The sequence below is a fragment of the Ketogulonicigenium robustum genome (assembly GCF_002117445.1).
In the GTDB taxonomy this organism is placed as follows: domain Bacteria; phylum Pseudomonadota; class Alphaproteobacteria; order Rhodobacterales; family Rhodobacteraceae; genus Ketogulonicigenium; species Ketogulonicigenium robustum.
Window position 1 is genome coordinate 155728 of the sequence record NZ_CP019938.1, and the last position, 24465, is coordinate 180192.

Here is a 24465-nt window from a genome sequence, read left to right on the forward strand (position 1 = left end):
AGGAGGAGATCATGATGAAACACCTAACGCTGGCCGCTGCGTCGGTCATCGCGCTGTCGTCTGCCGCCTATGCGCAAGATACTTTCACCATCGGGCTTTCGAACGGCTTCGTGGGTAGCGAATGGCGCACCCAGATGATCGAGGAAGCCCAAGCCGCCGCCGCTGCCTGGGAGGAGCACGGCGTCACGGTGAACGTCGTCGTTCAAAGTGGCAACGTAGATGTGCAAGGCCAGATCGGCCACATCCGCAATTTCATGAACCAAGGCGTTGATGCGATCCTCATCAACCCGCAAAGCCCGACAGCCTTCGACCCTGTCTTTGCGCAGGCCGCCGAAGCGGGAATTCTAATTATCGCGACCGACGCCGAGGTGACATCGCCCGACGCCATCTATGTCGGCATCGACCAAAAAGACTGGGCTGCGAAGTCGGCTGAATGGCTGGCCACCACGCTGAACGGCGAAGGCAATATCGTCGCCATCAACGGCATCGCCGGCAACCCCGCGAATGAAGCCCGCGTCGCTGGCTATACCGAAGTGTTCGCCAATTATCCCGGCATCAAAATCCTGAACCAAGCAAACGCCAGCTGGGATCAGGCGCAGGGCCAACAAGTCATGCAAAACCTGTTGGCCACTTATCCCGATATCGATGGCGTTTGGGTGCAAGACGGCATGGCCGACGGCGCATGGCGCGCAATCGAGGCCGCTGGCCGCACCACCGACATCGCTGCCACCGGTGAAATCCGTAAGGACTTCATGGAGCGCTGGTCAGAGCTGAACCTGACATCGGGCGCTTCGGTGAACCCGCCGGGCGTGATGGCCAGCGCGCTAAACGTGGCGGTGCTGCGCCTGCAGGGTAAAGAATTTAAGGAAGACGTTTTCACCGGCCCGAACGGCAATGCGATCTACATTCCCATTCCGTTCGTAGATAACGACAACCTCGCCGAAAACCTGACCGCTGCCGAAGGCAAGCCGGGTTACTGGTCGGTGACCGATGTCGTCTCGCCCGACGACGCGGCCGCCTTCTTCCAATAAGCGTCCCTCCCGGGATGGTGCGGCTTGCCTTGTGCGAGCCGCACCATAAATCGGCCTGCCCGTTCGGGCACGGCCCTGCATACGATTTTCAGCACGCGATTTTCCGCGCGGAGCCAGCATGACCCCTTCGAATGCGCCCCCCCTGATCGAGGCGAAATCCCTGACGAAATCCTTTGGCGCCGTGCGGGCGCTGACCGACGGCAGCCTCTCGGTCGCGGTTGGGCAGATCCACGCACTGATGGGCGCCAATGGCTGCGGTAAAAGCACGCTATGCAAATCCATCGCGGGCACTGTCCTGTCCGATGGCGGCGTGTTGCAACTGGACGGCCAAGACACCAAAATTGCCGGCCCGCGTGACGCCGAAGACCGCGGCATAGCGCTGTTTTATCAAGAACTGAGCCTCATCCCCCAGCGCAGCGTCGCCGAAAACGTCTATCTGGGCCACGAGCCGCGCAAGGGCGGTTTTGTCGACCGCAAGGCCCTGCGCACCCAAACCGCCGCGCTGATCGCGCTGTTTGACGGCGTTGCCGGTGATGGGCTGACGCCCGATGCAACCGTGGGCGATCTGCCCCCCGATCAACGCCAGATCGTTGAAATCCTGAAAGTTTTTGCGAAAAGCCCCCGCCTGATGATCATGGACGAGGCGACAGCCGCCCTCGATGGTCGCCAAGCGGCGCGGTTCTTCCAAATCCTGCAAGACCGCAAGGCGCAGGGTGTCTCGACCATTATGATTTCGCACCGGCTGGACGAGGTCTTTGCGGTGTGTGACCACATCACCGTCATGCGCAACGGCAAAACGGTCGCCGCCACCGCCACCGCCGACACCACCCGCGACGAGGTCGTCCATCACATGGTAGGCGAGGTTGCTGCCCCGCCCCCGCGCGCGCCGCGCAGCTACGATACCGTGACGCTGACGGTTACGAATGGCACGAACGCCCGCCTGCGCGGCGTCAATTTCAGCGCGCATCGGGGCGAAATTCTGGGCCTTGCGGGCCTGCAGGGCCAAGGCCAATCGGCTTTGCTGCAGGGGCTGTTCGGGGCGCTGCCCTTCACAGCGGGCAGCATTGAACACAAGGGGAAAACCCTGCCCGTGCGCACCCCCGCTCATGCCGTCCACGCCGGATTTGCTTATATTTCGGGGGATCGCGGGCGCGATGCGGCTTTTGCAGGTCGATCGATCTTTGAGAATCTGGTCGCGGCCACAACGGTGCGCGAACGGAAAACTTTGATCAGCCCGCGCCAGTTGCGCCCCCGCATGGCCGAGGCGGCAGCCAGCCTTCGCACCAAATACGCGGGGCCGGATGCCGCCATCGGAACGCTGTCGGGCGGCAATCAGCAAAAAATCTTCATCGCACGTTGGCTGGCGACCAGCCCCGACGTGCTGCTGCTGGACGACCCCACCAAAGGCATCGACCTTGGTGCCAAGGCCGACCTGTTCGCCCTAATGCGCGCGCAGGCCGACGCCGGGGCCACGATCTTGTTCTATTCCTCGGAAGATGCCGAGATCCTCGACTATGCCGACCGTGTGCTGGTCTTTAACGGTGGCCAGATTTCCGCCGAACTCACCGGCGGCGACATCAATGCCGTGAACCTCGCGCGCGCCGCCTTCGGAGACGCAACATGACCCTGCTGAGCCAATTCCGCAAAAATCCGTGGATGATCACGCTGGTGGTGCTGGCGCTGCTGGTGATCGTCAACATCATCTTGCAGCCGAACTTTACATCGGTGCGGGCAATGCGGTCGAACCTGTCGACTTTTTTGCCGCTTGTGCTCGTCGCGATCGGCCAAACTTATGTCATCTTGGCGGGTGATATCGACCTGTCGGTCGGCAGCACGGTGGCCTTGTCGAACGTGGTGACGGTCAGCGTTATTGCGGCGCTGGGGGGCACGAACGGCGCAATCCTGCTGGGCATTGGCGCGGGCGTTTTGGTCGGGCTTGCTTGCGGGCTGGTGAACGGACTGCTGATTGCAAAGATGCGCCTGCAACCCATCGTGACCACATTTGCCACTGGGATTTTGTTCGCCGCGCTGGCGATTTGGGTGTTGCCGCGTGCAGGCCTGGCGGTGCCGACCAATTACTGGCGCACCTACGGCGGGCTGGTGCTGGGCGTGCCGACCATCGTCTGGGTGCTGATCGCAGCCGTCGCATTCGCGCTGATTTTCGGCCGCACGGTGGCTCATGCCCATATCATCGCGGCAGGCGGCAACCGGACAGGTGCCTTCCAATCGGGGCTTCCACTCGACCGGATCCGCATCGGGTCTTATGTGCTGGCTGGCCTTTTCGCGGCGCTGGCCGCGCTGTGCCTGACGGGCGAGACCGCCTCGGGTGACCCGCTGCTGGGGCAAACGCTCGCGCTCTCGTCAATCTCGGCGGTTGTTCTGGGCGGCACGGCGCTGGCAGGCGGCTTTGGCAGCGCCATTGGCTCGATCCTTGGGGCGTTCGTGCTGGGGATGATCGGCAACGTCATCTTCTTCGCAGGCCTGCCATTCGAATATCAAACCTTGGTTCAAGGCCTGATCGTCTTGCTGGCACTGGCTGGCGGCGTTCTGGTCACGCGGCGCTAAGGGAGGCATGATTATGGAAAACACCACACAAAACCGCCTGCGCACGCTGCTGCTTGACCCGCTGACGTTGGCCATCCTTGCCTCGCTGGCGCTGCTGGCTGCGGGCGAGGCGATCTCGCCCGGCTTCGCCCAAGGCGGCCAAATCGTCCGCCTGCTAACGGTCGCCGCCATCTTGGGCGTCGTCGCGGCGGGGCAAAACCTTGTCATCCTTGGCGGGCGCGAGGGTATCGACCTCAGCGTCGGGGCGATGATATCACTGGGCGCAGTGCTGGCGGGAAATGCCATGAATGGCGCAAACAGCGGCATCGGCATGGCGCTGGTCATGGCCCTTGGCGTGCCGTTCATCGTGGGGCTGGTCAACGGGCTAGGGGTGACGTTCTTGCGCATCCCGCCGCTGGTGATGACGCTGGGCATGACGGCGGTGCTGCAAGGCGCGCTGGTTGTCTATTCGCAAGGCGTGCCATCGGGGCGCGCGGCGCCGGCGCTTGCCAACTTCATCAACCGCCCGCTGGCCTTCGGCATTCCCGGCGTACTGTTTGTCTGGGTGGCTATCGCGCTGCTGATGTGGTTCTTGCTGCGGCGCACCGCGTTCGGACACGCCGTCTATGCCATGGGCGCGAATGAGCGCGCCGCGCGGCTGGTCGGTATTCCGGTGAACCGCGTTCGGGTGCTGCTTTACGGCCTTTCTGGGTTGTTCGCGGGGCTGACGGGGTTGCTGGTCATTGGCTATACCGGCAGTTCGTTCATCAGCGTCGGCGACCAATACGTTCTGCCTTCTGTCATAGCAGTAGTCATTGGCGGCACGTCGCTGGCGGGCGGAATTGGCGGCTATTGGGGCACTGTCGCAGGGGCAGTCGCGCTGACCCTGTTGCAAAGCGTCCTCATCACGCTGAACATGGATTTCTGGGCGCGCCAATTGGTTTTCGGCATCACCTTGCTGGGGATGATGCTCCTCTATGGTCGCCAAAAACAACTGCGTGTGTAACCCCGAATGAAGCCCGTCACGATCCGCGATGTCGCCCGCCATGCAGGTGTCTCCACCGCCACCGTCTCGCGGGCGCTGGCCCAACCAGAGAAGCTGAACCGCGAAACCCTCGACCACGTGCTGGGCGTGGTGGCGCAGCTGGGCTTTGTGGCGAATGCAGGGGCGCGGTCGTTCCGGCAACAATCGACGCAAACCATCATCTTGCTGGTGCGCGACATCTCGAACCCGTTCTACCTTGAAATCTACAAAGGCATCGAGGAAGTCGCCAGCGAGACCGGCTACAAGGTGCTGATGGCCGACGCCCGCAACGACGAGGCCCGCATCACCACCTACATCGACATGGTGCGCCAACGACAAGCCGACGGGCTGATCATGATGGTGCGCAAACTGCCCGCCGATCTGGCCGACCGTCCCGGCCCCACCCCCCCCATGGTCGTCGCATCCGAGGCAATCCCCGGCGTCGATCTGCCCACCGTGCGCATCGACAACGCCGCCGCCGCGCAAAATGCCGTCGCCTATCTGGCCGCACAGGGCCACCGCGCCATCGCCCATATCGGCGGGGTCGAGGGGGAATACCTCGCCATCAACCGCCATCAGGGCTATGTGCAGGGGTTGCAAGCCGCAGGCTTGCCGGTCGATCCGCGGCTAACGGTCTGGGGCGATTTCAGCATTAGTGCGGGCCGCCGCGCGGCGCAGGCCTTGCTGGATACCGGCCTGCCCTTCACCGCCATTTTGGCTGCCAGCGACCAAATGGCCATCGGCGCGATCAGCCAGCTACGCAGCGCTGGCCACCGCGTGCCGCAAGATATTTCGGTCGTCGGGTTCGACGACATCATCATCGCCGAAGCGTTTGAACCCGCCCTGACCACCGTCCAGCAACCCCGCCTTGAAATGGGCCGCGCCGCAATGCGGCTGCTGGTCGACCTGCTGCACGGCGATGCCCACCAGCAGGTGCTGGAATTCGAAACCAAGCTGATCGTGCGCGATTCCGTCGCCCCAGCCCCGCAGGAGACGTAAGATGAAAACCCTCAAAGGCCCCGGCCTGTTTCTGGCCCAATTCGTCGGCGATTCCGCCCCTTTCGACACGCTGGACGGCATCTGCGCCTGGGCCGCAGACCTTGGCTACAAGGCCATCCAAATACCTACAACGGTTCCGGCCCTGATGGATCTGCACCTTGCCGCGCAATCTCAAACCTACGCGGACGAGCTTAAGGGCAAAATCGCCACCCATGGCCTCGAAATCTCGGAACTCTCGACGCATATCCAAGGCCAGCTTGTCGCCGTCCACCCCGCCTATGACCTGGCGTTTGACGGCTTCGCCCCGCCCGAACTGCGCGGCAAACCCACCGATCGCACCGCTTGGGCCGTCGATCAGCTAAAGCTGGCGGCAAAGGCCTCGTCCAATCTGGGCCTGAACGCCAGCGCCACCTTCTCGGGCGCGCTGGCGTGGCCCTATATCTACCCGTGGCCGCAGCGCCCCGCAGGTCTGGTCGAAGCGGCCTTTGACGAACTCGCCGCCCGCTGGCTGCCCATCCTGAACGCCTACGAAGACGCCGGCGTCGATCTGTGCTACGAAACCCACGCGGGCGAAGACTTGCATGACGGCGTCAGCTACGAGATGTTCCTGCAGCGCACCGGCAACCACGCCCGCGCAAACCTGCTGTATGACCCCAGCCACTTCGTGCTGCAACAGCTGGATTACCTGCAATTCATCGACTTCTACCACGACCGCATCCGCATGTTCCACGTCAAGGATGCCGAGTTTAACCCCACCGGCCGCCAAGGCGTCTATGGCGGCTACCAGTCGTGGGCCGACCGCGCCGGCCGCTTCCGCAGCCTTGGCGACGGACAGGTCGATTTCAAGTCGATCTTCGCAAAACTGGCGCAATATGACTATGCCGGCTGGGCTGTGCTGGAATGGGAATGCGTCATCAAACACCCCGAAGACGGCGCGCGCGAAGGGGCCGCTTTTATCCGCGACCACATTATCCGCGTCACCGAACGTGCCTTTGACGACTTTGCCAATACCGGCGTCGATGCGCAGATGAACCGAAAAATGCTGGGACTTGGGGCCTAAACCATGACCACAAATCGCCCACTTCGCCTTGGCATGATCGGCGGCGGCACAGGTGCCTTCATGGGCTATGTGCACCGCATCGCCGCGCGCCTTGATGGCAATTATGAACTGGTCGCAGGCGCGCTCTCCTCGCGCCCCGATGTGGCGCAGTCCAGCGGCCGTGCCCTCGGTCTTGCCGATGACCGTATCTACAGCGACTTCACCGAAATGGCCCGCGCCGAATCCACCCGCCCCGACGGGGTCGAGGTCGTGGCCATCGTCACCCCCAACCACATGCACGTCGCCCCCGCCCGCGCCTTTTTGCAGGCCGGCATCCACGTGATTTGCGACAAACCCCTTGCCGGATCGCTGGCCGAGGCCGAGGAACTGGCCGCCGTCACCCCCGCCAACGGCGCGCGCTTTTTGCTGACCCATACCTATACCGGCTACCCGCTGGTGCGGCTTGCGCGTGACATGGTCGCGCGCGGTGACCTCGGCACGATCCGCATGGTGCAGGTGGAATACGCGCAAGACTGGCTGACGGTTGAAACCCCCGACGAACAGGCCGGCACCGCGTGGCGCGCCGACCCCGCCAAATCCGGCGGCGGCGGGGCCATCGCCGACATCGGCACCCATGCCTACAACCTCGCCCGCTTTGTCAGCGGCTTGCAGCTGCACAGCCTCAGTGCCGACCTCGACAGCTTTGTCCCGGGCCGCCGCGTCGATGACAACGCCCATATCATGCTGCGCTTCCAAGGCGGCGCCAAGGGAATGCTCTGGGCCAGCCAAGTCGCCGTCGGCAATGAAAACAGCATCCGCCTGCGCGTCTTCGGCGACAAAGCGTCCCTCGACTGGCAACACACGCAACCGAACGAGCTGACCTTTACCCGCTTTGGCGAGGCGCGCCAGATCATCACCCGCAACGGCGCAGGCAGCAATGGCATGGGGCGCATCCCCTCGGGCCACCCCGAAGGCTACCTCGAGGCGTTCGCGACCCTCTATGACGACTTCGCCGCCGTCATCCGTACCGGTGCCGACCGCCCCCTGCCCACCCTTGCCGACGGGGTCGAGGGGATGCGCTTCATCACCTCGGCCCTTGCTTCGGCCCAAAACGACGCCCGCTGGCAACCACTCGTCTAACAGGCGCTACGGTCTTGCGCGGCCCTCCGCGCAATTCCACCCCAAGTTGTAATATTTGTGCATTTTTTGTTTTGTCACATGAATGATTCGTGCTAAAGATTCCATGTAACCGGTAACATCAGGTTACACCGCCTTGGAGGAGGCGGCCGGAGGAGGAAATCATGCAAAAAGGACAAAACTGCTTGTCCCAGTGACAGGTTGATCTAGCGCGAACCGCTTATTCCCTGCCCCGCACTGCGGCGGCACTCCGGTCACGCATACCCAAAACTCCATTCAACAAAACAACCTATGGTTGTGGTCAACATCGTGCGCCTGATCGCCAGACGCACCATACCACCTGACACTGCCGCCCCCTGCGGCCGCGTCGCGATAGAACCGCAATGCCAGCCCGCTGCCGCCCCGCGCGCAGTGAACGCAGCGGCTTTGCCCATAGATCTGAAAGCAACCCGAAAGGAAGCGAATATGGCAGATATGCACTACGACGCAATTGTCGTCGGGTCGGGAATCAGCGGCGGCTGGGCCGCCAAGGAATTGACCGAAAAAGGGCTGAAAGTCCTGCTGCTGGAACGTGGCCGCAATATCGAACACGTCAAAGACTATGTGAACGCCCAAAAAGAGGCATGGGACTACCCCCACCGCGGCCGCCCGACGAACGCGATGAAAGACGAGTTCCCGGTGCTGCGCCGCGACTACCCGCTGTCGGAATCGACCTATGGCATGTGGGCGAACGAACAAGAAAACCCCTATGTCGAGGAAAAGCGCTTCGACTGGTTCCGCGGTTACCATGTGGGTGGCCGCTCGCTGATGTGGGGCCGCCAAACCTACCGCCACAGTGCGATGGACTTCGAAGCGAACGCCCGCGAAGGCATCGCCGTCGACTGGCCCATCCGCTACGAAGATGTGGCGCCATGGTATGACTACGTCGAACGCTTCGCCGGCATTTCGGGGAACCGCGACGGGCTGGATGTGCTGCCCGACGGTGAATTCCTGCCGCCTATCCCCTTGAACGTGGTCGAAAAAGACGTGGCCGCCCGCCTACAGCAGGCTTACGGCGGCAAACGCTACCTGATCAACGCGCGCACCGCTAATATCACCGAGCCGCGCCCGGAACAGAACCGCTCATCCTGTCAATACCGCAACAAATGCGTGCTGGGCTGCCCCTATGGTGCGTATTTCAGCACCCAATCGGCCACGCTGCCTGCGGCTGTGGCGACCGGCAACCTGACACTGCGCCCCTTCTCGATCGTGCGCGAGCTGATCTACGACAAGGACAACAAGCGCGTCAAAGGGGTCGAGGTGATCGACGCCGAAACGGGTCTCACCTACGAATACACCGCCAACATCGTCTTCCTTAACGCGTCCACCTTCAACTCGACCTGGATCTTGATGAACTCGGCCACCGATGTGTGGGAAGGCGGCCTTGGCAGCAGCTCGGGCGAGTTGGGCCATAACGTCATGGACCACCACTTCCGCGTCGGCGCGCGCGGCAGTGTCGAAGGGTTCGAGGACATGTATTATTACGGTCGCCGCCCTGCGGGGTTCTATGTCCCGCGCTTCCGCAACGTGCCGGGCGACGACCCGCGCAACTACCTGCGCGGCTTCGGCTACCAAGGCTCGGCCAGCCGTGGCGGCTGGTCGCGCGCAGCCGAAGAATTGGGCGTCGGTGAAGATCTGAAAAATGCCCTGACCACCCCCGGCGAATGGGGCATCAACATGCTCGCCTTCGGTGAAATCCTGCCCTACCACGACAACAAAATCTCGTTGAACAAAGGGGTTACCGACAAGTGGGGCCTGCCGGTGCTATCGTTCGACGTCTCGATGCGCGACAACGAATTCGAAATGCGCAAAGACATGAAGCAAGACGCAATCGAGATGCTTGAAGCGGCCGGCGTCAAAAATGTCGAGGGCTACGAGACCCCCTACGCCCCCGGCATGGGCATCCACGAAATGGGCACCGCCCGCATGGGCCGCGACCCCGCAACATCCGTGCTGAACGGCAACAATCAGGTCTGGGATGCACCGAACGTTTTTGTCACCGACGGCGCGTGCATGACCTCGGCCTCGTGCGTCAACCCGTCGCTGACCTACATGGCGTTGACGGCCCGCGCTGCCGATTTCGCTGTCGAAGAACTGAAGAAAGGGAACCTGTGATGGATCGCCGCTCGCTTTTGCAAATGATCGCCGCAACCACCGGCATGGCCCTGATCGGGGGCCGCGCCAGCGCAGAACCCGCGCAATACCGCGCCGAGGTCGCCCCCTTCACGTTGGACGCGGCCGAGATCAACACCCTCGACCATCTGGCCGAGGTGATCATCCCCCGCACCGACACCCCCGGCGCGATTGACGCGCAGGTCGGCGCTTTCATGGCCGTCTATGTGGCCGATTGCTACACGGGGGCCGAACGGTCGATCTTCCGCAACGGTATCGCCGCGCTCGACCGGACGGCGAACCAGCGCTACGGCGGCACCTTCGTGCGCCTGTCCGACCCGCAGCGCCGCGCGATCGTCGACGACCTCGAGGTCGTATCCAAAGGCAGCACCACCAGCAAACCGCACTACTACACGATGATGAAGCAGTTGACATTGTTCGGTTTCTTCACATCCGAAGCCGGCGCGACCGAGGCGCTGGAATACGTCGCTGTCCCCGGCATGTACGAGGACATCCCGCTGGAGCCGGGCCAACGCGCCTGGGCAACCTGATCGCACACCACCAACCAACCCCCTGAAACCGCCGAGGACATGATATGAAGTACATAAAGCCCATCGCCATCGCGGCGCTGTCCACCACCATCGCCCTGCCCGTCGTCGCACAAGACCGCACGGTTGGGGATCTGCCCATTGCGGCGCAAATGTTCACCATGCGCAATTTCGGCACCCTCGACGAACAACTGGCCGCCGTCGCCGCTGCAGGCGTCACCGCTGTAGAAACCGTCGGCTTCCAAGGCGTCAGTGCGGATGAACTGAAGGCGCTGCTTGACAAGCACGGCATCATCGCCATGTCGACCCACGCCCAACTGGCCGACCTGCGCGACAACCTCGATGCTGTCATTGCCTTTAACAAAGCCATCGACAACGACGTGCTGACCGTGCCCTATCTGGCCGAAGACCAGCGCCCAACCGACGCCGCAGGCTGGGCCGAACTGGGCACCGAACTGGGCGAAATCGCCGCATCGGTCGCCGCGCAAGACATGCAACTGGCCTACCACAACCACGCGTTCGAGCTGGACGAGTACGACGGTAAAACCGGCCTCGAAATTCTGTTCGACGCCGCGGGCGATGGCCTGCACGCCGAAATCGACGTCGCATGGGTGGCGCGCGCCGGTTTTGATCCGGCCGAATTCCTTGGCCGTTTCGATGGCCGCCTGTTCGCCATCCACGCCAAGGACAACTACCCCGAAGGCGAGGGCGAGGCCGAGCGCGGCTTTGCCATCATCGGCACCGGCACGCTCGATTTTGATACCATCCTGCCCGCCGCCGAGGCTGCTGGTGCAAAATGGTTTGTCATTGAACACGACATGCCCGTCGATGCCGCCGTCGTTGTGAAAGACGGCGCCGCCTACCTGCTGGAACACCTGCCCGCCAGCGTGACGCGCTAACACCCCAGCGGGCCGCCCCACCGGCGGCCCGCGCCATCCTATCAGCCGATTGACGAACAAAGTGTGAACATATAATGATCACACCATGACCAGAATGACGCTGCAAGACAAACTGGCGATTCTTTCCGATGCCGCCAAATACGACGCCTCCTGCGCATCCAGCGGGGGCGAAAAACGCGACGCGCGCCAAGGTGGCGTCGGATCATCGGGCGGCAGCGGCATCTGCCACGCATATACGCCCGACGGACGCTGCATCAGCCTGCTCAAAATTCTGATGACGAATTTCTGCATTTTCGATTGCGCCTATTGCATCAACCGCGTCTCCTCGAACGTCGAACGGGCGCGTTTCAGCGTCGAGGAAGTGGTCACGCTGACGCTGGAATTCTACCGCCGTAACTATATCGAGGGGCTATTCCTCTCCTCGGGGATCATCCGCTCGCCCGACCAGACGATGGCCGACATGGCGCGGATCGCACGGACGCTGCGGCAAGACCACGGCTTCAAAGGCTACATCCACCTGAAAACCATCCCCGACGCCGCCCCCGACCTGATCCGCGAGGCGGGCCTTTACGCCGACCGCCTGTCGATCAATGTCGAGCTGCCGCAAGACGCCAGCGTGCGCAAGTTCGCCCCCGAAAAACGCCCCGAGACGATCCGCGCCGCCATGGCCCAAGTCCGGCTAGAGGGCGAGGCCGCGACCGATAAATCCCACACCGGCAAACGTCCGCCCCGCTTCGCCCCCGCTGGCCAAAGCACGCAAATGATCATCGGCGCCGACGCAACCGACGATGTGACCATCCTCAAAAGCGCGACGCGGCTTTATACCGGCTACAAACTGCGGCGGGTTTACTATTCCGCCTTCTCACCCATCCCCGACGCCTCGGCCGCGCTGCCGCTGATCCAGCCGCCGCTGCTGCGCGAGCACCGGCTGTATCAGGCCGACTGGCTGCTGCGCTTCTATGGCTTCAGCGCCGACGAAATCGCCACCGGCACGCAGGCGGGTCACCTTGACCTTGATATCGACCCCAAACTGGCCTGGGCCCTGCAGCATCGCGGCCTGTTCCCGCTGGATATCAACCGCGCCCCGCGTGACATGCTGCTGCGGGTGCCCGGCTTCGGCACGCGCACGGTCGACCGCATCATCGCCAGCCGCCGCAGCCGCGCCCTGCGGTACGAAGATCTGGTTCGGATGGGCGCGCTGATGAAAAAGGCCAAGCCCTTCATCACCGCCCCGGGGTGGACACCGCGCGCGCTTCTCGACAGCAGCGATCTGCGCGCCCGCTTCGCCCCGCCGCCCGAACAACTGCGCCTGCTGTGACCTACGCCGTTACCCTGCCTGCCGACAACCCGTTCGAGGGGTGGCGGGCGGCGGCGCGTGTGGCCATCAGCCACCGCATTCAGCCCGCTGCCATCGCATGGTCAGATAGCGCGGCCCCCGAACTGTTTGCACCCGCACCGCTGCCCGACACACCCGGCCCGCATCAGGCGCGCGTCACCCCCGCGTTTCTAAAGCTCGCCCGCTCCGTCTTGTGGCACAGCGCGGCGGACAGGTTCGCCCTGCTGTATCACGCGCTGTGGCGCATCGATGGCGGCGATGGCGACCCGCTGTCGCAGGCCGACCCGCTGGGCCGCCGTCTCAATCTTATGGCAAAATCCGTGGGGCGCGACATCCACAAAATGCATGCCTTCGTGCGGTTTCGCGAACTGCCCGCAGGCCCCCGCCGCCGTTTTGCCGCGTGGTTCGAACCCGAACACCGCATTTTGCGCCCTGCCAGCAGCTTCTTCGCCAAGCGCTTTGCCGATATGGATTGGGTCATCGCCACCCCGCACCTGACCGCCGAATTCACCGATGGCACGCTGCGCTTCTTGCCCGCCGCGCCGCGCCCGACCCTGCCCGACGACGCCTCCGAGGCGCTGTGGGCCACCTATTTCGCCAATATCTTCAACCCTGCGCGCGTCAAACTGGCCGCCATGCGCAGCGAAATGCCCAAGAAATATTGGAAAAACATGCCCGAAACGCAGCTGATCCCCGCGATGCTGCAAGATGCCGAGGCCCGCGTTGCCCGCATGCGCGCGGCTGCCAGCACAACGCCCACACCGCGGGCCGCCGCTATCTCGACCCGCTACCGCGCCGCGCAAGCCCTGCCCGACAGCATCCCCGAAACCTTGGATGCGGCGCGCACCGCCGCGCTGCACTGCCGCCGCTGCGACCTGTGCGAAGCCGCGACCCAAACCGTCTGGGGCCTTGGCAACCCCGCCGCCCCCCTGATGATCGTCGGCGAACAACCCGGCGACCGCGAGGATCTGACCGGCCAGCCCTTCGTCGGCCCCGCCGGCACGCTGCTGCACGACCTGATGGCCGAGGCCGCTTTGCCCAGCGACCAGATCTGGCTGACGAACGCGGTCAAACATTTCAAATTCACCCCGCGCGGCAAGCAGCGCCTGCACCAGTCACCCACGCGGGGCGAAATCCAGCACTGCCGCTGGTGGCTAGGGCTGGAAATGGCCTTCGTTGAACCAAAACTGGTGGTCGCTTTAGGCGCCAGCGCCGCCTTTGCGCTGACGCAGAACGACGCGCCCCTGACTAATCGGCGCGGCACAACAGAAACCGGCCTGCACGGCGGGCCGGTGCTGATCACATGGCACCCCGCCGCCCTGCTGCGCCAGCCCGATCCGGCCTTGCGCGCGGCCCAGAAGGCGCAGCTTTTGGTCGACCTGCAAACCGCCCGCGCGGCCCTAGGGGTATAGCACCTGCGCCAAGCGGCGAATTTGCCCCGCCGTGCGCGGCCCGAAACCGATCATCAGGTTATCCTCTAGCACCACCAACGCGTTATTGCGCGCGGCAGCCGAGGCCTGAAACGCGGGCATCGCGAATACATCCGCCGCCAGCGGGCCGCCATGGCCGTCGGGCATCAAGATGACCACCTCGGGGTCGCGCTCCAAGATCAACTCGGGCGAGGCCTGCAAATAGCCCTCGTGGTCGGCAAAGACGTTGTTGCCCCCCGCCGCGCGCATGATCTCGCCCGCAGCCGTGTTGCGCCCCGCCGCGCTAAAGCGCAGCAGCCCGTGGAAAAACACGGTGCGCGGGCGCGCCTCCAGCGGGATACCGGCGCTCAGCGCCTCGGCAGCCGCATAATCGGCGGCAATCTCGCGCGACAGGGCCTCGCCCGCCGTCACGCGATCAACCGCCGCCGCGATGATCTGCACCTTGCGCAAAATCCCCGCTAGCGAAAAGTCGCGCGGCACCGTGACGAACGGAATGAACCGCTGCGCCAGCAGTTCGACCACATCGACGGGGCCGATATCCTCGGCGGCGATGATCAGATCAGCCGCGACCGACATCACCCCCTCGGGCGATAGCGCGCGCCGCTGCCCTAACGACGGCAGATCCGCCAAAGCCGCCGGAAACGTCGAGGATTGATCCCGCGCCACCACGCGGCCCCCCGCGCCCAGGGCAAAAATGATCTCGCTGATATCGGGGCCAAGGCTGATGATCCGCCCCGTGGCGCGCGGCAGCACCGGCTGGTTGCTTGCGTCCAGCACATCGGCAAAACCCGCGCGCGGGGCGAACAACACCCCGCCCGCAGCGGCCAGAAAATGACGCCTTTGCATGGGCTTACCCCGCCATATGCCCGCTGGTGCCGCGCCGCCAATAGGCCGCAACCAACGTCTGGTCGCGCCCAAGGCCCAGCGTCCCGCGCCAGTATTCACGCACCGCAGTGGCGTGGGCGGCCTCGGCTGCGAACCAGCCGAACGCATTGCCCGATGGGAAAGGCTGCGCCAAGATGGCCGCTTCCAAAGCCGCACCTGCGGGCGCATCGCCGCGGTAAATCCAGTGCAGCGCGATGCCCGTCTGATTAGCAATCGGCTGCACGTCGGCCTCGCGCGCCACCTCGACAAAGGCATGGCCGGACGCAGCGGCGGGCAGGCTTTCCAACATGCGCGCAATCGCAGGCAGGCCGGTTTCGTCCGCACCCAGCAAATAGTGGTCGGCCTGCGGCTTCAGCGGTCGGCCAACGGGGCCGATGACGCCGACATGTTCACCGACCTGCACCGTCCGCGCCCACGTCGCCCCGGGCCCATCGGTATCGTGCAGCAGCAGGTCGATATCCATCCAGCCTTCGGCGGCGTTCAGCTGGCGCACGGTGTAGACGCGGGGGGCGGGCTTATTTTCGGGGTCGGGCCACAGGGGCAACCCATCGGGCCCCGCAATCGGCCAAACCGGCGCAGGCACTTCGGGGGTCGGAAGTTGCAGACGCACATGCATCGCACCAAAGGCGGCAAACCGGTCCAGCCCCGTCCCATGCAGGCGGACGCGCTGCATATGCGGCGTGATGCGCACGCTGGCCGCAACCTCCATCAGCCGAAAGGATTCCAAATGCGTGTCGCCCGCATTGTCGCCCTGCCACACCACCGCAGGCGGATTGGGGCGCGCATAAACCCGCACCGCCGTCGCCATCAGATCTTTCAGCCGCGCCAACCCTGTCGCCGCCTCGGCCCCGCCTTGCAGCACCAGCCCCGCCGCATCCCAGCGCAGGGCCAGCCAACCAAAGGGGTATTCCATCCGGACACTATCGGGCGCCTCGGCTGCGATCACCGCCTGATAGCTGGCCAGCCGGTCGCGGATCTGCGGCATAATCGCCGCCACATCGCTGCGCGCCACGGTGGCGTAGCACTGAAGTTCACCCATCACGTTCATCCAATTCATATTGAAAATGGCACAGGGGGCGCATCATCTGCGCCCCCGCCCTGCAATCAGCCGCCCAAGCGTTTGGTAAAGGCGATGCGCACGGTGCGGCCACGGCCCTGTTCGATATCCGACGATGTCGACCAGCCCGACTGCGGGTCGGTGTAGGCGACGTCCAGCAGGTTCTCGACGCCGAAATCGACGCGCCAGTCGTTCGCGCCCTCATAGCTGGCGAACAGGTTCACCAGATCCACGCTGGGGTATTCGGTCGAACCGGTCGACAAAACGCGCGTGACCGATCCAAGGTATTGATATTCCAGCCCGTATTGCAGGCGGTCATCCATCGCCCGCAGGCCCACACGCGCGGTCATATTGTCCAGCGGCGTGTTGGTCAGCGTCGCGCCCGTATCGTCCAACGTGGCATCAACAAACGCCCCCGCCAGCGAGACATAGCCGGCCCCGAAATCATAGGTGCCTTCCAGCTCGACCCCCTCCAGCGTCGCATCGCCGACGTTGGCATAGGTCGTCGCACCGCTGGGGGCGCGCGCGGTCTCGATGTAATCGCCCACATGGGTGCGGAAGGCGGTGACCTTGGCGGTCAACAGATCGCTGCCGGTGAACACCTGCCCGAAGTCGAGGTTCGCGCCCAGTTCCCAGCTTTTCGCAACTTCCGGGCGCAGCAACAGGTTCGGCTCGTAGCCCGCGCCATGCGCGCCGTTGCGGCGGAACGTCTCTTGCAAATGCGGCGAGCGGTAGCCCTCGGAATAGGTCGCGAACAGCTGCACGCTGTCGGTCACATCATAGCCCAGCGAAACGCGCGGCGACCAGCGATCGCCCGACAAGGTCGCGTCTGTCGCAGGCGCACCGGGGGCAGCTTTGGTCACGCCCTGCAATTCGTAGCTGTCATAGCGCAGCGCGCCGATCAGTTCCAACGCCCCGCGGCGGCCCTGCCACTGTGCGAAAACACCGCCGATGTCCTGCGTGCCGCCGCCAAAGTGGTCGGCGTCCGACTCGCCCTTGATCCGCGCGTAATCGCCGCCGAACACCAACGTCTGGTCCCAGCCGCCTGCGGCGAAGCGGGACACGTTCTGCACGTTCACGCCCGATGTGCTGACATCGTAGTAACGGCTTGCCCCGATGGCACTGGCCGGCCAAATCTGGCTCTGGTCATTGTCGGTGCTGCTGACATAGCCGCGAATGGTAAAGTCGATCAGGTCATTTTCCGCCGGATCGTAATGATACGACAGGCTGGCCGTATCGGTGTAAGTCTCGGTGTCATAACGGCTAAGCGTGGCCGAGGTCGACCCGCTGGAGCCCGAAATCACGTCATCGGTGATCTGGCGCATAAAGCTGAACTTCAGCTCGTGCCCCTCGGCGGGGCGCCACGTGGCCTTGCCGAACCCTGCCCGAATTTCCTCGCCAGTCCAGCGCACCAGATCGCCGTTGCCGTCCTTGTATTCGTCGCTGTTACGATAGGACAGCGATGAAATCACGTCGAAATTATCACCCAGACGCACCGCACCCGTCGCCGTGGTCGAGAACCCCTCGCCGTTGCTTCCATAGCGCAGACGCTGGCTGAAAGCCCAGCTTTCGTCGGCCGCCAGCATATCGCCCGCATCGCGCGTCTCGAACGCGACCACGCCGCCAATCCCGCCCGATCCGTATGTGTTCGAGGCCGGCCCCCGCACCACGACGACCTGCTTCAGCAAATCGGGGTCCAGATAGAACGACCCCGACCCATGGCCCACACGCCAGAAATCCTGCCGCGCGCCATCGATGGTCACCACCACGCGGCCCATCTGCTGCATGCCGCGCAGGTTCACGGCAACCGACGCGTCATCCCCGCTCATCGTCGCGCCAACACCTGGCACGCGGCGCAGCACATCAGCGACCGAGGCCGCCTGCCCCCGTTCCAGATCCGCGCTGGTGACGGCGCTGACGCCGGTCAGGGCCTCCAATGCAGTCTGTTCGGTGCGCAGATCGCCGGTGATGACCACGGTGCCCAGCGTCAGGCCGGCATCGTTTTGGGGCGCAGTTTGCGCCAACACAGGGGTTGCAATAAATGGGGCCGTCAGCGCGCAAAGCGCGACCGCGCCGCGCAGCATGCTGCGGTTCGATGAATACATCATTGAGGTACCAGCCTTCAAAAGCGGCAAACCCCAACAGGCGACCGCTTGCTAACACATATTTTGGGGAATTGGCGGGCAGGCACGGACGCCAACTTGCTGCGGGCCATCTTTCCCGCCGCGCCCAAACTGTCAACCCCGCTGAACGCCGCATCCGCACGCGCCGGGGCTTTGGCGCAACACGCACGCTTTTGTGTGCGCAAAACGGCAAAAGGCGCGAGGTTTCCCCCGCGCCCGTGCCAAAACGTCAATCTGCCGCAAAAATCAGGCGGTCAGTTCCTGTCGTACAATAGCCGCACCCGCAGCCAGCGCTTGCAGCTTGCCCCGCGCGACCGCGCGCGGCAGCGGCGCCATCCCGCAGTTGGTGCACGGGTACAGGTTGCCTGCGTCGACGAATTGCAGGGCCTTGCGCAGGGTTGCGGCCACTTCCTCGGGGGTCTCGACGGTGTGGCTGGCCACATCAATCGCGCCGACCATCACCTTCTTGCCACGGATCAGTTCGATCAAATCCATCGGCACGTGCGAATTCTGGCACTCCAGCGAGACCATATCGATGTTCGATTGCTGGATCTTGGGGAAGATCTTCTCGTACTGCCGCCACTCATCCCCGAGGGTCTTCTTCCAATCGGTGTTGGCCTTGATGCCGTAGCCGTAGCAGATATGCACCGCCGTCTGGCACTTCAGGCCCTCGATCGCCCGCTCCAACGTGGCGATGCCCCAGTCGTTCACCTCGTCGAAAAAGACATTATAGGCCGGCTCATCAAACTGGATGATATCGACGCCCGCCGCTTCCAGCTCACGCGCCTCTTGGTTCAGGATCGCGGCAAATTCCCACGCCAGCTTTTCGCGGCTTTTGTAATGCGCGTCATACAACGTGTCGATCATGGTCATCGGGCCGGGCAGCGCCCATTTGATCGGCGCCTTGGTCTGCTGGCGCAGAAACTTTGCATCCTCGACAAACACCGGCTTCTCGCGCGAGACAGCGCCCACCACAGTCGGCACGCTGGCGTCATAGCGGTTGCGGATCCGCACCGTTTCGCGCTGGTTGAAATCGACGCCTGCCAGATGTTCAATAAATGTCGTCACGAAATGCTGACGGGTCTGCTCGCCATCGCTGACGATATCGATCCCCGCGCAGGTTTGTTCCTGCAGCGCGACGCGCAGCGCATCCTGTTTGCCCTCGATCAGGGCATCGCCCTGCAGTTTCCACGGCGACCACAGCTTCTCGGGCTCGGCCAGCCAACTGGGTTTAGGCAAGCTACCGGCGGTGGATGTGGGTAGAAGACGTGTCATCGAAATTGACCTCTGCTTGGTGGGATCAACGCGCGTATTGCGCCGACCATTGGTCCAGAACAGCACCGTAAGGTGCAATGAAATGCTGCTGCGTGAACTGCCCCTGCGCAATCCCCAGCCGCGTCCGCTCCTCGCGATCATAGAAGATCCGCGTCGGCGCGTAATCTTCGTTTTTCAGGCTGGGCTTGAAATGCTGACCTGCGGCGGAATTGGCGTTGTAAATCTCGGGGCGATAGATTTTTTGAAACGTTTCCATAGTGGCAATCGTCCCGATCAGCTGCAGGGGGGTGTAATCGTTCAGCAGGTCGCCCGCGCAGTAAAACGCAAAGGGTGCGACACTGCCCGGCGGCATGAAATACCGCGCTTGCAGCCCCATTTTCTGAAAATACTGGTCGGTCAGCGACCAGCCCTCGGTGCTGTATTCCGCCCCCAACACAGGATGGGTATTGGCCGTCCGCTGATATGCCTTGCTTTCCGACACGCTGATGCAAATCACCGGCGGGGCCGCAAAACGCGCGGTAAATACATCGGACGCCACCAGACTTTTGAACAAGTTGCCGTGCAGATCGCCAAACCCCGCGGGCGCGCCGCTGGCGCCGCCGGCCAAATGCGCGCGCAGCAACACGCTGAAATCATAGTCGCGCACATAGGACGAGAAGTTGTTCCCCACGATTCCCGCGCGCTGCTGCCCCGTCTTGTGGTCGATAATCGTGGTCTGCAGCACCTCGATCAGCGGGAAGCTTTCGGCTTCGTCTGCGACCGCCATGTTCACAGTCACAATGTCCAACGCAACGCTATAGCGGTCGCTTTCAGGGTTGTCCCAATGCGCCAGCGTATTGAACCGGTTGTCGATCATCCGCATCACATTGCGCAAGTTCTGCTGGCGCTGCGCACCACGGGCCAAATTTGCGAAGTTCGTTGTCAGCCGCGTGCCATCGGCAGGGACATAACTGTCATCGAACCGCACGGTGTCGAGGGTAAATACAAAGTCTCTCATCGTCAGATCGTATCCGGCTTGCTGTTTTCTGCAGGTGGCACCACTGCGCCGACCCCGCCCTGCTATGCGATATGACAGACTACAAACATGAAAAAAAATGAATATTTCTTAACAAACCATGACAGTGTGTCATGTTCTGTCAGATTGCCACCGTCTTTGCCAAAGCAATGAACCCCTCCAAATAAGGCGCGGCCACGCCGGTGCGGCGGCCCAAATGGATCGACTTGGCAATTCCGCCCCCAATCCGTACGCCCCGCACGCCTTTGGCGCCCCGCAGCAACCAGTCCGGCGTCGCGCTGACCGCCCGCCCCGATGCAACCAGCCGCAGCATTAGATCCGTCGTCTCGACCGTCCGGTGCCGGCGCGGCTCGGCATGGGCGGGGATCAGGAAGCGTGTGTAAATATCCAACCGCTCGCGCGGGACAGGGTAGGTGATCAGCGTCTCGCCCGCCAAATCGGCGGGGACGATGTGGGTCTTTTGCGCCAACGGGTGGGTCTCGGCCACCGCCAGCACCAGTTCATAGTCAAAGACCGGCTCGTATTCCAAACCCGCCCGCTCGATCGGATCGGGCGTCACCAGAATGTCGATCTCATGGCCCGCCAGCGCGGCCAAACCGCCGAATTGGAAGGCGGTCGTCACATCCAGATCAACCGTCGGCCATGCCGCCAGAAAGGGGTCAACCACGCGCATCAGCCAGTCCTGGCAGGGGTGACACTCCATCCCCACGCGAATAGCCCCGCGGCGGCCGCGGGCGTAATCCTCCAGCACGATGGCGCCATGTTCCAACTGGGGCAAAACGCGCTGCGCCAAACCCAGCAAGTATTGCCCCGCCAAAGTCAGGCGCAGCTTGTGGCCGTCGCGTTCCCACACCTTCACGCCATAGCGGTCCTCGAACCGCCGCATGGCGTGGCTGACGGCCGATTGGGTCAGAAACAACTTCTCGGCCGCTAGGGTCAAACTGCCGGTCCGGTCGATCTCGCGCAAAATGGCCAGCGGCTGGATGTCGATCATGCTTCATGCACCCCTGTCATGTTCACCTATCTAAAGACATTCACCTGTCATGGCCACGACAATACAGCAAAACCTACAAGTCACGGAAAAATCGCACATGATCACATTTTCTCGACCTCTGGCCCTTGCCATCGGCGTCATTATGTCGCAGCTTCACTTTGTCTCAGCCAAGGGCGGCACGACGGTGCCACCCCAGCGCGGTGAAACATCATTGGAGGACTGAAATGCGACCCACAACGCTGCTTCGCACCAGCGCGGCCGTACTATTGCTCGGCCCGATCCCTGCCTTTGCGCAGGTCACCCCCATCACCGATGAACTGCTGGCCAACCCGCCAGCGGGCGAGTGGATCAACTACGGCCGGAATCAGGAAAACTACCGCCACTCGCCGCTGGAACAGATTACGACCGACAACGTCGGCCAGCTGCAGCTGGTCTGGGCGCGCGGCATGGAAGCGGGCGCCGTGCAGGTCACCCCGATGATCCACGACGGCGTGATGTATCTGGCCAACCCCGGCGACGTCATCCAGGCCATCGACGCCAAAACCGGCGACCTGATGTGGGAACACCGCCGCCAACTGCCGCCCGTTGCCTCGCTGAACGGCCAAGGCGACCGTAAACGCGGCGTCGCCCTCTATGGCACCAACCTCTATTTCACCTCGTGGGACAACCACCTTGTCGCACTGGACATGGCCACCGGCCAAGTCGTCTTTGATGTCGAGCGCGGCTCGGGCGATGACGGCCTGACCAGCAACACCAGCGGCCCGATTGTCGCAAACGGCGTCATCGTCGCCGGCTCGACCTGCCAATACTCGCCCTACGGCTGCTTTGTCTCGGGTCACGACCCGGCCAGCGGCGAAGAACTGTGGCGCAACTACTTCATCCCGCAAGCGGGCGAAGAAGGCGACGAGACCTGGGGCAACGACTTCGAATCGCGCTGGATGACCGGCGTCTGGGGCCAGCTGACCTATGACCCCGTCACCAATCTGGTGCACTACGGCTCGACCGGCGTCGGCCCCGCATCCGAAACCCAGCGCGGCACCCCGGGCGGCACGCTTTACGGCACCAATACCCGCTTTGCCGTGCGCCCCGACACGGGCGAAATCGTCTGGCGCCACCAAACCCTGCCCCGCGACAACTGGGACCAGGAATGCACATTCGAGATGATGGTCGCTAACGTCGACGTGCAGCCCGCTGCCGACATGGACGGCGTTCAGGCCATCAACCCCAACGCCACCACTGGCGAGCGTCGCGTGCTGACGGGCATCCCCTGCAAAACCGGCACCATGTGGCAGTTCGACGCCGAAACCGGCGAATTCCTGTGGGCACGCGACACCAACTACCAGAACCTGATCGCCTCGATCGACGAAACCGGCCTGGTCACGGTGAACGAAGACAGCGTGCTGACGCAACTGGACACCGACTACGACATCTGCCCGACCTTCCTCGGCGGACGCGACTGGCCGTCGGCAGCCCTGAACCCCGATAGCGGCATCTACTTCATACCGCTGAACAACGCCTGCGTCGACATCATGGCCGTCGATCAGGAATTCTCGGCGCTTGATGTGTACAATACCAGCGCATCCTACAAGCTTGCACCGGGCTTTGAAAACATGGGCCGCATCGACGCGATCGACATCAGCACGGGCAAAACCCTGTGGTCGGCCGAACGTCTGGCGTCGAACTACTCGCCCGTCCTCTCGACGGCTGGCGGCGTGCTGTTCAACGGCGGCACCGACCGGTACTTGCGCGCGCTCAGCCAAGAAACCGGCGAGACGCTCTGGCAGACCCGTCTGGCGAGTGTCGCTACCGGCCAAGCCATCAGCTACGAAATCGACGGCACCCAATACGTCGCGATCGCGGGGGGCGGCAGCACCTACGGCACCAACCAAAACCGTGCCCTCAGCGAGGCGATCGACTCGACCACGATCGGCAACGCCGTTTACGTTTTTGCGCTGCCGCAGCAGTAAAAACCGACCTAGATCGATCCAATCCAGCAGGGCCGCGCCACAGCGCGGCCCTGCTTTTTTAGAAAAAGCGGCAATTTCGGGGCTGGCCTTCACCAAAATTTGGGCGCTAACATTAGCATGTAAGCCAGACTGAACGCCGCTTGCCTTGTGGGCAGAAAGCCACGGACATCGGATCGGGCCTGTTTGAACACCCCCGCCGACGCGCCGAACCAAGGCGCAAAACACCGGCGCGCGCTCAGGCTGACATGCAAAAAGATATATAAAACCGACACATATCAGGAAGAGAGTCTATTGTATCCACCTCACGTCGGGGGTTTATGATGGGGACTGCGGCAATCGCCGCCGCAGCCGCTATGGGACTGCCCTATGAGAAAGTGTCCGCTGCCCAAGTGCTTAACGCGGCCGCGCCGGACCTTGCCACCTACACACCCAGCTTCTTCACGGCTGCCGAATTTGCCACCCTCTGCGCGATGTGCGACCGCCTGATCCCCGCCGATGACGTCGGCCCCGGGGCGCTGGAAGCGAACGTTCCCATTTTCATCGACATGCAAATCGGCGGCGACCTCGGCGCCGAATGGTATATGCAGGGCCCGTTCCCGACCGATCCCTCGCCGCTGATGGGCTTTCAAATGCCCCACCGGCCGCAGGAATACTTCCGAATTGGCCTCGATCTGACCGAACGGGCCGTGCAGGAACGCTACAACACCGGCTTCGCCGACCTGACCGACGACCAAAAAGACGAATTCCTGACCGCGATGGACAAGGGCGAAGTCGACTTCACCCCCTATGGCGAGGATTACGTCACCGGCAAGTTCTTCTTCTCGCAGGTGCTTGCGGAAACCCGCAACGGCTACCTCTCCGACCCGATGTACGGCGGAAACAAGGGCATGGGGGCATGGATCATGCTCGGCTACCCCGGCGCCCGCGCCAGCTTCCGCGAATGGGTCGGACAGCACAACGTCAAATACCCGCTCGGCCCCGTGTCGGTGACGGGCATGCGCGCCTGATAGG

General features: G+C 63.3%; 20 protein-coding genes. 14 read left to right on the forward strand and 6 right to left on the reverse strand.

The annotated features are described in order from the left end of the window. Positions 1–11 precede the first annotated feature (11 nt). The 12 genes from BVG79_RS12885 to BVG79_RS12940 all read left to right on the forward strand — a co-directional run bounded on the left by BVG79_RS12885 (position 12) and on the right by BVG79_RS12940 (position 14120). On the forward strand, positions 12–1031 hold the full coding sequence (locus BVG79_RS12885; protein WP_085787522.1) for a substrate-binding domain-containing protein: 1020 nt from the start codon (positions 12–14) through the stop codon (positions 1029–1031). 118 nt (positions 1032–1149) lie between these two features. Beyond that, positions 1150–2655, forward strand: a complete 1506-nt coding sequence (locus BVG79_RS12890) for a sugar ABC transporter ATP-binding protein (RefSeq protein WP_085787523.1) — start codon at positions 1150–1152, stop codon at positions 2653–2655. Next, the gene (locus BVG79_RS12895) at positions 2652–3596 is read left to right on the forward strand and encodes an ABC transporter permease (RefSeq protein ID WP_085787524.1); all 945 of its coding nucleotides are present in this window, start codon (positions 2652–2654) and stop codon (positions 3594–3596) included. The genes BVG79_RS12890 and BVG79_RS12895 overlap by 4 nt, the downstream gene beginning before the upstream one ends. Before the next feature lie 13 nt (positions 3597–3609). Further along, positions 3610–4581: an ABC transporter permease gene (locus BVG79_RS12900; protein WP_085787587.1), complete on the forward strand. Its 972-nt coding sequence runs from the start codon at positions 3610–3612 to the stop codon at positions 4579–4581. Between the two features lie 6 nt (positions 4582–4587). Beyond that, a complete protein-coding gene (locus tag BVG79_RS12905) occupies positions 4588–5598 on the forward strand; it encodes a LacI family DNA-binding transcriptional regulator (protein ID WP_085787525.1) in 1011 nt (336 codons plus the stop codon). A 1-nt stretch (position 5599) separates the two neighbouring features. Continuing rightward, positions 5600–6658, forward strand: a complete 1059-nt coding sequence (locus BVG79_RS12910; protein WP_085787526.1) for a sugar phosphate isomerase/epimerase family protein — start codon at positions 5600–5602, stop codon at positions 6656–6658. A 3-nt stretch (positions 6659–6661) separates the two neighbouring features. Next, complete coding sequence (locus tag BVG79_RS12915; protein WP_085787527.1) at positions 6662–7777, forward strand: Gfo/Idh/MocA family protein; 1116 nt, start codon at positions 6662–6664, stop codon at positions 7775–7777. 462 nt (positions 7778–8239) lie between these two features. Next, entirely contained in the window at positions 8240–9928 is a 1689-nt protein-coding gene (locus BVG79_RS12920; RefSeq protein ID WP_085787588.1) for a GMC oxidoreductase, read from the forward strand. Further along, positions 9928–10476 (forward strand): gluconate 2-dehydrogenase subunit 3 family protein, encoded by a 549-nt coding sequence (locus BVG79_RS12925; RefSeq protein ID WP_085787528.1) that lies wholly within the window; start codon positions 9928–9930, stop codon positions 10474–10476. The genes BVG79_RS12920 and BVG79_RS12925 overlap by 1 nt, the downstream gene beginning before the upstream one ends. A gap of 44 nt (positions 10477–10520) precedes the next feature. Then, the gene (locus BVG79_RS12930; protein ID WP_085787529.1) at positions 10521–11372 is read left to right on the forward strand and encodes a sugar phosphate isomerase/epimerase family protein; all 852 of its coding nucleotides are present in this window, start codon (positions 10521–10523) and stop codon (positions 11370–11372) included. Between the two features lie 94 nt (positions 11373–11466). Then, positions 11467–12690 (forward strand): putative DNA modification/repair radical SAM protein, encoded by a 1224-nt coding sequence (locus tag BVG79_RS12935; RefSeq protein ID WP_085787530.1) that lies wholly within the window; start codon positions 11467–11469, stop codon positions 12688–12690. After that, positions 12687–14120, forward strand: a complete 1434-nt coding sequence (locus BVG79_RS12940) for a UdgX family uracil-DNA binding protein (protein ID WP_085787531.1) — start codon at positions 12687–12689, stop codon at positions 14118–14120. The genes BVG79_RS12935 and BVG79_RS12940 overlap by 4 nt, the downstream gene beginning before the upstream one ends. Here BVG79_RS12940 and BVG79_RS12945 read toward each other — a convergent pair. The 6 genes from BVG79_RS12945 to BVG79_RS12970 all read right to left on the reverse strand — a co-directional run bounded on the left by BVG79_RS12945 (position 14109) and on the right by BVG79_RS12970 (position 21487). After that, complete coding sequence (locus BVG79_RS12945; protein ID WP_085787532.1) at positions 14109–14984, reverse strand: heme/hemin ABC transporter substrate-binding protein; 876 nt, start codon at positions 14982–14984, stop codon at positions 14109–14111. The two genes, BVG79_RS12940 and BVG79_RS12945, sit on opposite strands and share 12 nt — an antisense overlap. 4 nt (positions 14985–14988) lie before the next feature. Next, positions 14989–16062: a siderophore-interacting protein gene (locus BVG79_RS12950; RefSeq protein WP_157115750.1), complete on the reverse strand. Its 1074-nt coding sequence runs from the start codon at positions 16060–16062 to the stop codon at positions 14989–14991. 65 nt (positions 16063–16127) lie between these two features. Further along, on the reverse strand, positions 16128–18188 hold the full coding sequence (locus BVG79_RS12955) for a TonB-dependent hemoglobin/transferrin/lactoferrin family receptor (RefSeq protein ID WP_085787533.1): 2061 nt from the start codon (positions 18186–18188) through the stop codon (positions 16128–16130). 261 nt (positions 18189–18449) lie between these two features. After that, positions 18450–19478 (reverse strand): methionine synthase, encoded by a 1029-nt coding sequence (locus BVG79_RS12960; protein WP_085787534.1) that lies wholly within the window; start codon positions 19476–19478, stop codon positions 18450–18452. Between the two features lie 25 nt (positions 19479–19503). Continuing rightward, the gene (locus BVG79_RS12965) at positions 19504–20475 is read right to left on the reverse strand and encodes a putative oxygenase MesX (protein ID WP_085787535.1); all 972 of its coding nucleotides are present in this window, start codon (positions 20473–20475) and stop codon (positions 19504–19506) included. Positions 20476–20614: 139 nt separating this feature from the next. Then, a complete protein-coding gene (locus tag BVG79_RS12970; protein ID WP_085787536.1) occupies positions 20615–21487 on the reverse strand; it encodes a LysR family transcriptional regulator in 873 nt (290 codons plus the stop codon). Positions 21488–21711: 224 nt separating this feature from the next. Here BVG79_RS12970 and BVG79_RS12975 point away from each other — a divergent pair, with 224 nt between their 5' ends. Together BVG79_RS12975 and BVG79_RS12980 are read left to right on the forward strand one after the other, a co-directional pair. Beyond that, positions 21712–23454 (forward strand): pyrroloquinoline quinone-dependent dehydrogenase, encoded by a 1743-nt coding sequence (locus BVG79_RS12975; RefSeq protein ID WP_085787537.1) that lies wholly within the window; start codon positions 21712–21714, stop codon positions 23452–23454. A 290-nt stretch (positions 23455–23744) separates the two neighbouring features. After that, the gene (locus BVG79_RS12980) at positions 23745–24461 is read left to right on the forward strand and encodes a gluconate 2-dehydrogenase subunit 3 family protein (RefSeq protein WP_257789413.1); all 717 of its coding nucleotides are present in this window, start codon (positions 23745–23747) and stop codon (positions 24459–24461) included. The last annotated feature ends 4 nt before the right edge of the window (positions 24462–24465 follow it).

Excerpts from the sequence above, each read along its gene's own strand:
- BVG79_RS12885 (WP_085787522.1), top strand. The coding sequence starts at position 12 with ATGATGAAACACCTAACGCTGGCCGCTGCGTCGGTCATCGCGCTGTCG.
- BVG79_RS12890 (WP_085787523.1), top strand. The coding sequence starts at position 1,150 with ATGACCCCTTCGAATGCGCCCCCCCTGATCGAGGCGAAATCCCTGACG.
- BVG79_RS12895 (WP_085787524.1), top strand. The coding sequence starts at position 2,652 with ATGACCCTGCTGAGCCAATTCCGCAAAAATCCGTGGATGATCACGCTG.
- BVG79_RS12900 (WP_085787587.1), top strand. The coding sequence starts at position 3,610 with ATGGAAAACACCACACAAAACCGCCTGCGCACGCTGCTGCTTGACCCG.
- BVG79_RS12905 (WP_085787525.1), top strand. The coding sequence starts at position 4,588 with ATGAAGCCCGTCACGATCCGCGATGTCGCCCGCCATGCAGGTGTCTCC.
- BVG79_RS12910 (WP_085787526.1), top strand. The coding sequence starts at position 5,600 with ATGAAAACCCTCAAAGGCCCCGGCCTGTTTCTGGCCCAATTCGTCGGC.
- BVG79_RS12915 (WP_085787527.1), top strand. The coding sequence starts at position 6,662 with ATGACCACAAATCGCCCACTTCGCCTTGGCATGATCGGCGGCGGCACA.
- BVG79_RS12920 (WP_085787588.1), top strand. The coding sequence starts at position 8,240 with ATGGCAGATATGCACTACGACGCAATTGTCGTCGGGTCGGGAATCAGC.
- BVG79_RS12925 (WP_085787528.1), top strand. The coding sequence starts at position 9,928 with ATGGATCGCCGCTCGCTTTTGCAAATGATCGCCGCAACCACCGGCATG.
- BVG79_RS12930 (WP_085787529.1), top strand. The coding sequence starts at position 10,521 with ATGAAGTACATAAAGCCCATCGCCATCGCGGCGCTGTCCACCACCATC.
- BVG79_RS12935 (WP_085787530.1), top strand. The coding sequence starts at position 11,467 with ATGACGCTGCAAGACAAACTGGCGATTCTTTCCGATGCCGCCAAATAC.
- BVG79_RS12945 (WP_085787532.1), bottom strand. The coding sequence starts at position 14,984 with ATGCAAAGGCGTCATTTTCTGGCCGCTGCGGGCGGGGTGTTGTTCGCC.
- BVG79_RS12950 (WP_157115750.1), bottom strand. The coding sequence starts at position 16,062 with ATGGGTGAACTTCAGTGCTACGCCACCGTGGCGCGCAGCGATGTGGCG.
- BVG79_RS12955 (WP_085787533.1), bottom strand. The coding sequence starts at position 18,188 with ATGATGTATTCATCGAACCGCAGCATGCTGCGCGGCGCGGTCGCGCTT.
- BVG79_RS12960 (WP_085787534.1), bottom strand. The coding sequence starts at position 19,478 with ATGACACGTCTTCTACCCACATCCACCGCCGGTAGCTTGCCTAAACCC.
- BVG79_RS12965 (WP_085787535.1), bottom strand. The coding sequence starts at position 20,475 with ATGAGAGACTTTGTATTTACCCTCGACACCGTGCGGTTCGATGACAGT.
- BVG79_RS12970 (WP_085787536.1), bottom strand. The coding sequence starts at position 21,487 with ATGATCGACATCCAGCCGCTGGCCATTTTGCGCGAGATCGACCGGACC.
- BVG79_RS12975 (WP_085787537.1), top strand. The coding sequence starts at position 21,712 with ATGCGACCCACAACGCTGCTTCGCACCAGCGCGGCCGTACTATTGCTC.